Here is a 10,339-nt window from a genome sequence, read left to right on the forward strand (position 1 = left end):
GCTTTTTCACTACGGATCGTCCGGCACGAGTGAAAAAGCGACGAGGGTGAACCCGCCGTGGCCCGCCATCGGACCGGGATCAGTATGACATGAGGGCTCCCGGCGGGTCCAGCATCGCGGATGACGCGCTTTCCGAACCGGATCTCGCAGGGTCCGGCCAGGGGCCGTCTGGTCATTTCTCAGCCTCCCTGGCTAGCATCGAACCCGTGCCGTGCCGCTCCCGTCGGCAGCAGGCGACTGGGATGCCCATCCCGAGGAATCAAGAGGAACGATGTCGAGCGACGAAACGCCGAACGTCCCCACGCCCTCGCACTCTCGTGCGGCCGTGCGGGAGAAGGCCCAGCAGGTGAACGCCAAGCAGTCCCGCGCGCGGATCATGCGACGAGTGATCATCGCCGCGGTCGCGATCGTCGTGGTCGGCGCCGCCGGCGGCGCCGTGGCCTGGGCCGTCGGGTCCGCCGTGTCGAAGCCGTCGCTCACCCCGTCGAACCTCCAGGACGACGGCGTCGTCGTGACCAAGGAGGATCTCGCCGCGGCCCGCGTCGGATCCGCGAGCACCCCCACGCCCTCGCCGACGACCGCTGGCACGCCTGCGGCGACCGGATCCGCCTCGCCGACGCCCTCTCCGACCGCGACCGCGGGCACGGTCGACATCCACGTCTACGTCGACTACCTCTCGCCGGGCGCCAGCGACTTCGAGCGCGCGAACGCGAAGCAGCTCGCCACCTGGGTCGATCAGGATGCGGCCACCGTGACGTACCACCCGGTCGCGCTGCTGACCGCGAACTCCAACGGCACCAAGTACTCGCTGCGCGCCGCGTCCGCGGCCGCCTGCGTCGCCTCGATGCAGCCCGACGTCTTCTACGCGTTCAACCACGCGCTCCTCATCGACCAGCCGAAGCAGGACACCGACGGCAAGAGCGACAAGGAGCTCATCGACCTCGCCGTCTCGAGCGGCGTCAAGGACGCCAAGGGCCTGCAGAACTGCGTCGACGAGAGCACCTACGACTCCTGGGTGAAGGACGTCACGCAGCGCGCCGTGGACGGGCCGCTGCCCGGTTCCAAGAAGGGCGCCCTGAGCGGCGCGCCGACGATCGTCGTGAACGGCCAGGTCTACGCCGGGTCCCTCACGGACGCCGCCGAGTTCAGCCAGTTCGTGCTGTCCGTCGCGAGCGACTCGTACTACGGCACGAACGCCCCGACGATCTCGCCCACGCCGTCGCCCACGACCGCCAAGTAACGCGCGCGGATCCGCCCCGGTGCGTGCGTGCCGGGGCGTCGCGCATTGCTACGCTGGGAGCGGCTCTCGGGCCACTCTCGCCTCCTTAGCTCATCTGGTAGAGCAGCGGCCTTGTAAACCGCAGGTGGCCGGTTCGAGTCCGGCAGGAGGCTCCGATCCCGCTCAGGGCGACGCCGTCATGGACGCGCTCTGCACCCACTGCGTCGCGTCCGCCGAGGCCAGCAGCGCCTCGTCCATGAGTTCGCGCGTGGGGGCGCCGGTCAGCCAGTCCTGGGCGAACGCCGCCGGCAGCAGCACCGGCATGCGATCGTGGATCCCGGCCAGGCGCTCCGGTGCCGGCTGCATCACGATCGAGTAGCAGGTGTACCAGGATCCGTCCTCTGCACGCCCGCGCTGGGTCACCGCCGCCATGCCGAACAGCGCCCCGTCCAGGCCGAACTCGTGCCAGGTCTTGGACGGCTTCTGCATCTCGAACCAGCGGGTCGCCGGCACGATCGCCCTTCCGTGCAGGCCTCCAGGACGCTCCTGCAGGCGCTCGGAGCGGGTGTTGATCGACGCGAAGCGCGAGGGCCTGCCGTCGACGAGGAAGCCCCACCACGCCTCCTCGAGCTCGGGCGTCCGCGACTCCGAGGGCACGAGGATCGGATTGAGGTTGCGCAGCAGGCGCCCCGTGGGGCGCAGCGTCTCGTCCGCGTTGCGCCGCGCCCAGCCGCGGATGCCCTCCATGAGTTCCTCGTCGGCCTCTTCGATCAGCTGCTGATCGCTGAACCGGGGATCCAGACCGTAGCTCGCGCACATGCAGGGAGCGTACCTCCGCCCTCGGACATCGGCGAGGCCGGGGGATCGCGCATGCGGCGGTAGGCTCGGGACAGTGACAGCGCACACCCCGACGCCGCGACGCGGTCGCACCGCGCTGTCGCTCGCCGGAGCGGTCGCCATCGGTGCGATGACGGCGATCCAGGCGCGGGTGAACGGCCAGCTCGGGGTGCACCTCGACAACGGGATCCTCGCCGGATGGGCGTCCTTCGCGGTGGGCCTGGTGCTGCTGAGCTTTCCCGTCCTGCTCACGCGCTCCGGTCGCGCCGCGCTCGGGCGCCTCTGGCGCGGCATACGCACCGGAGACGTGCCGTGGTGGATGCTGCTCGGCGGCGCCTGCGGAGCGCTCACCGTGTCGACGCAGGGGCTCGTCGCGGGGGTGCTCGGAGTCGCCCTGTTCAGTGTGGGAGTCGTGGCGGGCCAGACGCTGCACGGGCTGCTGCTGGACCGGTTCGGCTTCGGACCCGCCGGCGTGGTCGCGATCACCCCCGGTCGGCTCATCGGCGGCGCATGCGCCCTCGTCGCCGTGGGCGTCTCCCTCGGCGGGGACGTGCTCGGCCGGGCGCCGTGGTGGATGCTGGCGCTGCCGTTCCTCACCGGGGCGGGCATCGCGTTCCAGTCCGCCGTGAACGGCAGGCTCGGCCAGCGCATCGCGTCGCCCCTCGGCGCGACCTACATGAGCTTCCTCGGGGGAGTGCTCGTGCTGTCCGTGTCGGCGGGCGCGAGCCTGCTCGTGAGGGGAGCGCCCGAGCCGTTCCCCACGGCGTTCCCCGGCGATCTGTGGTTGTACCTCGGCGGTCTGCTCGGCGCGTCCTACATCCTGCTGGGCGTCGTCATCGTGGCACGCACCGGAGTGCTCCTGATGGGGCTCGGCGCGGTCCTTGGGCAGCTCGCGGTGTCGGTGCTGATCGACCTCGTCTGGCCGCCCGCCGCCGGACCCGCCCCGTGGCAGGTCGTGGTCATGGTGCTCGCCGCGGTGCTGTCGGTGCTGGCCGCGCTGCCGTGGCGGAGGCGCCGCCGTCTCAGCTCGGCTTCTCGGCCTTCCTGAGCCGCCGCTCCGCCTTCTCGGCCTTCCTCCGCTTCTCGGCGCGCTTCTTCGCCTTCTTGGCGGCCTTCTTCGCCTTCTTCTTCGCCTTCTTCCCGCAGCCCTCGGCCTTCCCCGGGTCCTGCGCCGGCGCGGCGTCCCCGTCCGTGCGCGCGGCCGGCATGCGGGAGAGCACGGCCTCGGCGTCGACGGGAGTGCGCCGGCCCGGCGTCTTGCCCGGCTTGCCGCCCACGTACAGCCATCCGAGCAGCTCCTCGTCTGGGCCGAGTCCGTGTGCGCGCGCCACGGCCGCGGTGCGGGTGTAGCCGCCCGTGCGCCAGATGACGCCCCAGCCCGCCTCGTCGAGCAGCAGGCTGAGCACGTGCGCGACGCCGGAGGCGACCGCCTCCTGCTCCCAGCGCGGCACCTTGTCGCTGTGCCGGTAGCTGGCGACGACGGCGATCAGGAGGGACGCGCGCAGCGGCTTGGAGGACGGGGAGGAGTCGCCCGTCGCCTCCGCGATGGCGGATCCCAGCCGCTCCCGGTCCTCCCCGCGCAGCTCGATCAGGCGCCAGGGCCGCAGCGACGAGTGATCCGCCACCCGGCCGGCCGCGGCGACCAGTGGCAGCAGCTCTTCGCGCGTCGGCGCCTCAGGGGTCACCTTGGACCAGGACTGCCGGCGTCGGACGGCGTCGAGCGCGCTCATGCCTCGGTGGCGGATTCGTCCGGCTGGAAGGACAGCGCGATCGAGTTCATGCAGTAGCGGTCGCCGGTGGGCGTGCCGAAGCCGTCAGGGAAGACGTGCCCCAGGTGCGAACCGCAGTTCGCGCAGCGCACCTCGGTGCGGGTCATCCCGAGGCTCGTGTCCTCGATGAGCTGGACGGCCTCTGGGCGGACGGACTCGTAGAAGCTGGGCCAGCCGCAGCCCGAGTCGAACTTCGTGCCGCTGCGGAACAGCTCGGCACCGCACGCGCCGCAGGTGTAGAGGCCGGCGCGGTGCTCGTCGAGCAGCTCGCCGGTCCACGCCCGTTCGGTCGCGGCTTCGCGCAGCACGGCGTACTGCTGCGGGTCGAGCTCGGCCCGCCATTCGGCGTCGGTCTTGGTCACGCGGTGCGACATGGATCCTCCCGGGGGTCGGATCCATTCTCCCGCGTTCCGCGCATGGAGGGGCCGCAGGCGGGCGCGCCGTCCCTGGGCGGCGCCCATCGCGACGTAGCCTGGGACGGTGACCGACCTCCTGAGCGACCGCGAACGCGTCATCCTCGCGTTCGAGGCGCGGCGCCCTGGGCACTCCAGCGCCAAGGAGGAGGCGATCCGCGCCGAGCTCGAGCTCACGCCGGCGCGGTACTACCAGTTGCTGGACCGGGTGATCGATTCCGAGCAGGCGCTCGTCGAGGACCCGATGCTGGTGCGCCGGCTCCGGCGGATCCGCGAGGACGCGGCCGCGCGGCGGGCCGGTCGCACCGCGCTCTCCGCGGGCTGAGGCGAGGCCGCCCCTCGCACTCGCGGCCTGTCGTTCACGGAAACCGCAGGCGCACCCCGGATAACATCATGGAATGCCAGAATCCGCCCGCGACCGATTCGACGTGATCCCGCACGCACAGGGCCGCATCGGCGCCCATCGCGCCGAGAACCCCGGGATGCGCGGATGGTTCGTGCTGCTCTGGGCCGCCGTGGCGACCGCGGTGCTCATCGCCGTCGGCATCTTCGCCGCGATGCTCGCCATGGGCAGGATCAGCTTCGACGGCGGAACGCCGGTGCCGAGCGTCTCGCGGACGGCGACCGCCTCCGCCCCGGCGCTGGACACGTCGTACGCCGTGCTGGTGCTGAATGCGACCACCGCGAACGGCCTCGCCGCGAGCACGCGCGACACGATCATCGCCGCCGGGTTCGCCGGGAACGCCGTGGCCGCGAGCGACGCGAGCACGCAGGACTTCCCCGCGACCACGGTCTACTACAAGACCGAGGCGGACAAGTCCGCGGCGCAGGCGCTCGCGAACCTCATCGGCGCGACGAAGATCGGCCTCAGTGACCAGTACGGCGACGATGTCGTGGCGGGCCAGAAGCAGCTGACGGTGGTGCTCGGGCTGGATCTCGCGAAGAACGCCCCGACGACCGAGCCGACCCCCGCGGACACCTCGGGCGACGGTTCCGCGGGCTGAGGCCGCGCGGTCCCTCCGCCGCTTGCACTCTCAGGGGGCGAGTGCCAGACTGGGTTTAGCACTCGACTGATCTGAGTGCTAAACCCAATGTCTACGTCCAGGAGGGACGACAGTACTCATGGCAAAGATCATCGCTTTCGATGAGGAGGCCCGTCGCGGCCTCGAGCGCGGCCTGAACATCCTGGCCGACGCGGTCAAGGTGACCCTCGGCCCGCGTGGCCGCAACGTCGTGCTCGAGAAGAAGTGGGGCGCCCCCACGATCACGAACGACGGCGTGTCCATCGCCAAGGAGATCGAGCTCGACGACCCGTACGAGAAGATCGGCGCGGAGCTCGTCAAGGAGGTCGCGAAGAAGACCGACGACGTCGCCGGAGACGGCACCACCACCGCCACCGTGCTCGCTCAGGCGCTCGTCCGCGAGGGCCTGCGCAACGTGGCCGCCGGTGCCGACCCGATCAGCCTGAAGAAGGGCATCGAGAAGGCCGTCGCCGCCATCACCGCCGAGCTGCTCGCCTCCGCCAAGGAGATCGAGTCGAAGGAGCAGATCGCCGCCACCGCGTCGATCTCGGCCGCCGACCCGGAGATCGGCGAGCTCATCGCCGAGGCCATCGACAAGGTGGGCAAGGAAGGCGTCGTCACGGTCGAGGAGTCCCAGACCTTCGGCACCGAGCTCGAGCTCACCGAGGGCATGCGCTTCGACAAGGGCTACCTGAACCCCTACTTCGTCACGGACCCGGACCGCCAGGAGGCCGTCTTCGAGGACCCGTACATCCTCATCGCGAACCAGAAGATCTCGAACATCAAGGACCTTCTGCCCGTCGTCGACAAGGTGATCCAGGACGGCAAGGAGCTCGTCATCATCGCCGAGGACGTCGAGGGCGAAGCCCTTGCGACCCTGGTGCTGAACAAGATCCGCGGCATCTTCAAGTCCGTAGCCGTCAAGGCCCCGGGCTTCGGCGACCGCCGCAAGGCGCAGCTGCAGGACATCGCCATCCTCACCGGCGGCACCGTGATCACCGAGGAGGTCGGTCTCAAGCTCGAGAACGCCACCCTCGACCTGCTGGGCCGTGCGCGCAAGGTCATCGTCACCAAGGACGAGACCACGATCGTCGAGGGTGCCGGCGACGCCGAGCAGATCGCCGGTCGCGTCACCCAGATCCGTCGCGAGATCGAGAACACCGACAGCGACTACGACCGCGAGAAGCTGCAGGAGCGCCTCGCCAAGCTCGCCGGTGGCGTGGCCGTCATCAAGGCGGGCGCGGCCACCGAGGTCGAGCTCAAGGAGCGCAAGCACCGCATCGAGGACGCCGTCCGCAACGCGAAGGCCGCCGTCGAGGAGGGCATCGTCGCCGGTGGTGGCGTCGCGCTGATCCAGTCCGGCACGAAGGCCCTCAACGGCCTCGAGCTCACGGGCGACGAGGCGACCGGTGCGAACATCGTTCGCGTCGCGATCGAGGCGCCGCTCAAGCAGATCGCGCTCAACGCCGGTCTCGAGCCGGGTGTCGTCGCGCACAAGGTCTCCGAGCTCGCCACGGGTCACGGCCTCAACGCCGCGACCGGCGAGTACGGCGACATGTTCGCACAGGGCATCATCGACCCGGCCAAGGTCACCCGCTCTGCGCTGCAGAACGCCGCGTCGATCGCCGGCCTGTTCCTCACCACCGAGGCCGTCGTCGCCGACAAGCCGGAGAAGGCGCCGGCCATGCCGAGCGACCCGTCCGGCGGCATGGACTTCTGAGTCCAGCCCCTTTTCGAGAAGGCCCCCGGGATCCGTCCCGGGGGCCTTCTCCGTGCTCTGGGCGGGGCATGCGAGCGCTGCCGTGCGTGCGTGCGGCGTGCGTGCGGCGTGCTTGAAGGATCAGCGGAACAGCGCGGCCGACTCGCTCTCGGCCTGGGCGTAGAACTGCTCGGCGGATCCGAGGGCCTGCGCGATCGTCGCGAGGGCCTGCTCGAGGTGCGCCTGGGCGCTCCGCCATTGCTCCGCGGCGTTCTGAAACGCGAGGGAGGCGGGGCCGCTCCACGACGACTGCAACGAGGTGATCTGCGAGAGCATGGTCGCCGCGTCGCTCTGCAGCCGGTCGGCGGTGGCCTGCACGGCGAGCCTGGTAGCGGAGACCGCGTCGGTGTCGACGCTGAAGACGGTCATGGGGATCCTTTCGTCGAGGTGCTTCGGATGCCTCCGACGATAGGGAGCAGGGCGGTGCCGATGCGGGCTCGTCACGCAATCCGTGCGGAACCCCGTCGCGCCCGAGATGTGCGGACCGGTCCGCCCGGGGGAGGCGTGCGCTCAGCGCGACAGGTCGAGCGGCTCGATCGGCTGCGTGTCCTGCAGCAGGTGCTCCGGTGTCGCCCGGGGCGGGGCGAGCGGCAGCGAGACCGTGAACGTCGCTCCGCCGCCCGGCGTCTCGGTCACCTGCACCGAGCCGTTCAGGGCCCGCACGATGGACGCCACGATCGCGAGGCCGAGCCCCGCGCCGCCGGTGTCCCTGGTGCGCGAGGAATCGGCGCGCCAGAAGCGCTGGAAGATCTGATCCCTGATCTGCTCCGGCACGCCCTCGCCATGATCCACGATCGAGAACCAGCCCACGTCCCTGCGCCGGTCCGCGCCGACGACGACCTCGATCGGGGAATCGGCGGGGGAGAAGCGCCGGGCGTTGCCGAGCAGGTTCGCGATCACCTGGCGCACCTTGTTCTCCTCGCCGAGGACGATCGGCGGGGTGGAGACGGGGGCGACGATCGCTTCGGAGAAGTCGATCTCCGGAACCGTTTCGCCGTCCCGCGGACGGCGGCGCAGGATCGCGGGGATGCGGCCGCGCGTCGGCGTGCTGCGCGTCACCGGGGCGGGTCGTGTGATCGCGGTGGCGGAAAGGGCGGGAGGGTCCGTGCGATGCGTCTCCGCGGTCATGTCGACGACCGTGACAGGGCGCTCCGGCGCGGCCGCGCGCAGGTCCAGGGCGGCGTCCTGCGCGAGCGGGCGCAGGTCGAGCGGCTCGATGGTCAGCTCGCGCTGCTCGTCCAGGCGGGCGAGGGCGAGCAGATCCTCGACGAGCACGCCCATCCGCAGCGCCTCCTTCTCGATCCGGTCCATCGCTCGCGCGGTGTCCTCGCCGGGTTTGATCGCGCCCATGCGGTACAGCTCGGCGTAGCCGCGCACGCTCACGAGCGGCGTGCGCAGCTCGTGGCTGGCGTCGCCGACGAAGCGGCGCATCTGCTGCACGGAGCGGTCGCGCTGGGCGATCGCCGCGTCCAGGCGGTCGAGCATCGTGTTGATCGCGCCGTTCAGTCGCCCGACCTCGGTGGTCGGCTCGAGGTCCGTGAGCCGCTGGCTGAAGTCGCCGGCGGCGATCGCCATGGCGGTGGACTCCACGCGTCCCAGCCGGCGGAACGCCAGGGTCACCAGTCCTCGGGTCGCCAGCGCGGCGATGATGATCGTCACGAGCGCCACGGTGGTGAACACGCCGAAGAACGTCGCGAGGATGCGATCCGGCTCGTCCAGCGAGACCGCGACCATCTGCGTGTAGGTGATGTTGGTGCTGGGATCCTCACGCACCGCGACCGCCGCGCGGAACTCGGATCCGTCCGCGCCGCGCAGGACCATCGGCTCCGTGCGCCCGGCGTCGAGCGTCGCGCGGGCCAGGGGGTAGGAGGTCGGGAACTCGGGTTTGACGGCCTTCGGAGCGCCGCCGCCCGAGTACACGAGCGCGCCCGCCGTGTCGTAGACGGCGACGAAGTAGTCGGCGAGGCCCAGCGTCTCGTCCTTCAGGGCGACGCTGAACGCGCCGTAGCCGTCGGGGGTGATCGTGGCGAGGTCGCTCGTCACGAGCGTCGGCAGCTGGGACTCGACGTTGTCGATGAGCAGGTTGCGCAGGATCGGCATGGTCCCGATCCCGGTGACCACGAGGCCGAGCGCGAGCACGCCGACGGTGACCCCGGTCACCTTCGCGCGAAGGCTGATCCGGCGCCACCATCGCGTGATCGCGTCAGGCTCTGCCATCCGTTACGCGGACTTCCCCACCTTGAGCATGTAGCCGAAGCCGCGCTTGGTCTGGATGACCGGCTCCTCGGTGTGCGGATCGATCTTGCGGCGGAGGTACGAGATGTAGCTCTCCACGATGCCCGCGTCGCCGTTGAAGTCGTACTCCCAGACGTGGTCGAGGATCTGCGCCTTCGACAGCACGCGGTTGGGGTTGAGCATGAGGTAGCGGAGGAGCTTGAACTCCGTCGGGCTGAGTTCGATGGGGGTGGATCCGACGAACACGTCGTGGGTGTCCTGATCCATCGACAGCTCGCCGGCGCGGATCACGGACTCCTCGTCCGCCTGCATCGTGCGACGCAGGATCGCCTGCGCACGGGCGACGATCTCGTCGAGGGCGAAGGGCTTGGTGACGTAGTCGTCGCCTCCGGCGTTCAGGCCCTCGATCTTGTCCTCGGTGTCGTCCTTCGCGGTGAGGAAGAGGATCGGCGCCGTGAATCCGGCGCCGCGCAGGCGCTTGGTGACGCTGAATCCGTTCATGTCGGGGAGCATCACGTCGAGGATGATGAGGTCGGGCTCCTCCTCCAGCACGGCCGAGATCGTGGCGGCGCCGTTGGCGACCGTCTTCACCGAGAATCCGGCGAAGCTCAGGCCTGTGGAGAGGACATCGCGGATGTTGGGTTCGTCGTCGACGACCAGGATGCGCGCTTCAGTCATGCCCCCATTATGGTGACCCGATCCGTGTTCGCGCTGATTGCGGGCGGAACTTCCCTAGGGAATGGCTATGCGACGGCTCAGGATGCGTGACGATCCGGCCCTTCCGGGTGCAGAGTGAGACCCATGAAGATCGACATCATCGAGCACGAAGGACCGTACCGTGTCGGGGTCATCATCGGCAGCCTCTCCAGGGAGTCCATCAATCGCCGCCTCGCGAACGCGCTGACGCATCTGGCCCCGGAAGGCTTCGAGTTCTTCGAGATCTCCTATGCCGACCTGCCGCTGTACAACCGCGACTTCGACGCCGACTATCCGCAGGTCGCCCTGGACTTCAAGGCTGCGGTGGCGAGCGCGGACGCGGTGCTGTTCGTCACGCCCGAGTACAACCGTTCGCTGCCGGGACCGCT

General features: G+C 70.2%; 11 protein-coding genes, 1 tRNA gene and 1 pseudogene. 7 read left to right on the forward strand and 6 right to left on the reverse strand.

Going from position 1 to position 10,339, the window contains the following annotated elements; all coding sequences use genetic code 11:
- The first annotated feature begins 271 nt into the window (after positions 1-271).
- Together B7X32_RS13800 and B7X32_RS13805 are read left to right on the forward strand one after the other, a co-directional pair.
- On the forward strand, positions 272-1,240 hold the full coding sequence (locus tag B7X32_RS13800) for a thioredoxin domain-containing protein (RefSeq protein WP_292720651.1): 969 nt from the start codon (positions 272-274) through the stop codon (positions 1,238-1,240).
- 79 nt (positions 1,241-1,319) lie between these two features.
- A tRNA-Thr gene (locus B7X32_RS13805) sits at positions 1,320-1,392 on the forward strand.
- Positions 1,393-1,402: 10 nt separating this feature from the next.
- Here B7X32_RS13805 and B7X32_RS13810 read toward each other — a convergent pair.
- Positions 1,403-2,038 carry an SOS response-associated peptidase family protein gene (locus B7X32_RS13810; protein ID WP_292720654.1) on the reverse strand — a complete coding sequence of 212 codons (636 nt, stop codon included), beginning with the start codon at positions 2,036-2,038 and terminating at the stop codon, positions 1,403-1,405.
- A gap of 73 nt (positions 2,039-2,111) precedes the next feature.
- On the opposite strand from B7X32_RS13810, the gene B7X32_RS13815 reads away from it, so the two are divergent.
- Positions 2,112-3,104 (forward strand): DMT family transporter, encoded by a 993-nt coding sequence (locus tag B7X32_RS13815; protein ID WP_292720657.1) that lies wholly within the window; start codon positions 2,112-2,114, stop codon positions 3,102-3,104.
- Positions 3,105-3,255: 151 nt separating this feature from the next.
- Here B7X32_RS13815 and B7X32_RS13820 read toward each other — a convergent pair.
- Together B7X32_RS13820 and msrB are read right to left on the reverse strand one after the other, a co-directional pair.
- Positions 3,256-3,786 (reverse strand): annotated as a pseudogene (locus B7X32_RS13820) (nitroreductase family protein); the annotation flags it as partial.
- The gene (msrB, locus tag B7X32_RS13825; protein ID WP_292720660.1) at positions 3,783-4,199 is read right to left on the reverse strand and encodes a peptide-methionine (R)-S-oxide reductase MsrB; all 417 of its coding nucleotides are present in this window, start codon (positions 4,197-4,199) and stop codon (positions 3,783-3,785) included. The gene msrB and the pseudogene B7X32_RS13820, both read right to left, overlap by 4 nt.
- Positions 4,200-4,305: 106 nt before the next feature.
- Between msrB and B7X32_RS13830 the strand changes: the two genes are divergently transcribed.
- The 3 genes from B7X32_RS13830 to groL all read left to right on the forward strand — a co-directional run bounded on the left by B7X32_RS13830 (position 4,306) and on the right by groL (position 6,980).
- Complete coding sequence (locus B7X32_RS13830; RefSeq protein ID WP_292720663.1) at positions 4,306-4,563, forward strand: DUF3263 domain-containing protein; 258 nt, start codon at positions 4,306-4,308, stop codon at positions 4,561-4,563.
- 73 nt (positions 4,564-4,636) lie between these two features.
- Positions 4,637-5,242, forward strand: a complete 606-nt coding sequence (locus B7X32_RS13835; RefSeq protein ID WP_292720665.1) for a LytR C-terminal domain-containing protein — start codon at positions 4,637-4,639, stop codon at positions 5,240-5,242.
- A 118-nt stretch (positions 5,243-5,360) separates the two neighbouring features.
- Positions 5,361-6,980 (forward strand): chaperonin GroEL, encoded by a 1,620-nt coding sequence (gene groL / locus B7X32_RS13840; RefSeq protein ID WP_292720667.1) that lies wholly within the window; start codon positions 5,361-5,363, stop codon positions 6,978-6,980.
- Positions 6,981-7,100: 120 nt separating this feature from the next.
- On the opposite strand, the gene B7X32_RS13845 is transcribed toward groL, so the two are convergent.
- The 3 genes from B7X32_RS13845 to B7X32_RS13855 form a co-directional block, all read right to left on the reverse strand.
- Entirely contained in the window at positions 7,101-7,388 is a 288-nt protein-coding gene (locus B7X32_RS13845) for a WXG100 family type VII secretion target (protein ID WP_292720671.1), read from the reverse strand.
- A 141-nt stretch (positions 7,389-7,529) separates the two neighbouring features.
- Positions 7,530-9,236 carry a HAMP domain-containing sensor histidine kinase gene (locus B7X32_RS13850; protein ID WP_292720675.1) on the reverse strand — a complete coding sequence of 569 codons (1,707 nt, stop codon included), beginning with the start codon at positions 9,234-9,236 and terminating at the stop codon, positions 7,530-7,532.
- 3 nt (positions 9,237-9,239) lie between these two features.
- Positions 9,240-9,932, reverse strand: coding sequence for a response regulator transcription factor (locus B7X32_RS13855; RefSeq protein ID WP_292720678.1), 693 nt, complete (start codon positions 9,930-9,932; stop codon positions 9,240-9,242).
- Between the two features lie 123 nt (positions 9,933-10,055).
- Here B7X32_RS13855 and B7X32_RS13860 point away from each other — a divergent pair.
- Positions 10,056-10,339: NADPH-dependent FMN reductase (locus tag B7X32_RS13860; protein ID WP_292720681.1), on the forward strand; the 284-nt coding region annotated here is incomplete at its 3' end.

The organism is Microbacterium sp. 13-71-7 (assembly GCF_002257455.1).
Classification (GTDB): Bacteria; Actinomycetota; Actinomycetes; order Actinomycetales; family Microbacteriaceae; genus Microbacterium.

Excerpts from the sequence above, each read along its gene's own strand:
- B7X32_RS13850 (WP_292720675.1), bottom strand. The coding sequence starts at position 9,236 with ATGGCAGAGCCTGACGCGATCACGCGATGGTGGCGCCGGATCAGCCTT.
- groL (WP_292720667.1), top strand. The coding sequence starts at position 5,361 with ATGGCAAAGATCATCGCTTTCGATGAGGAGGCCCGTCGCGGCCTCGAG.
- B7X32_RS13810 (WP_292720654.1), bottom strand. The coding sequence starts at position 2,038 with ATGTGCGCGAGCTACGGTCTGGATCCCCGGTTCAGCGATCAGCAGCTG.
- B7X32_RS13855 (WP_292720678.1), bottom strand. The coding sequence starts at position 9,932 with ATGACTGAAGCGCGCATCCTGGTCGTCGACGACGAACCCAACATCCGC.
- msrB (WP_292720660.1), bottom strand. The coding sequence starts at position 4,199 with ATGTCGCACCGCGTGACCAAGACCGACGCCGAATGGCGGGCCGAGCTC.
- B7X32_RS13835 (WP_292720665.1), top strand. The coding sequence starts at position 4,637 with ATGCCAGAATCCGCCCGCGACCGATTCGACGTGATCCCGCACGCACAG.
- B7X32_RS13845 (WP_292720671.1), bottom strand. The coding sequence starts at position 7,388 with ATGACCGTCTTCAGCGTCGACACCGACGCGGTCTCCGCTACCAGGCTC.
- B7X32_RS13800 (WP_292720651.1), top strand. The coding sequence starts at position 272 with ATGTCGAGCGACGAAACGCCGAACGTCCCCACGCCCTCGCACTCTCGT.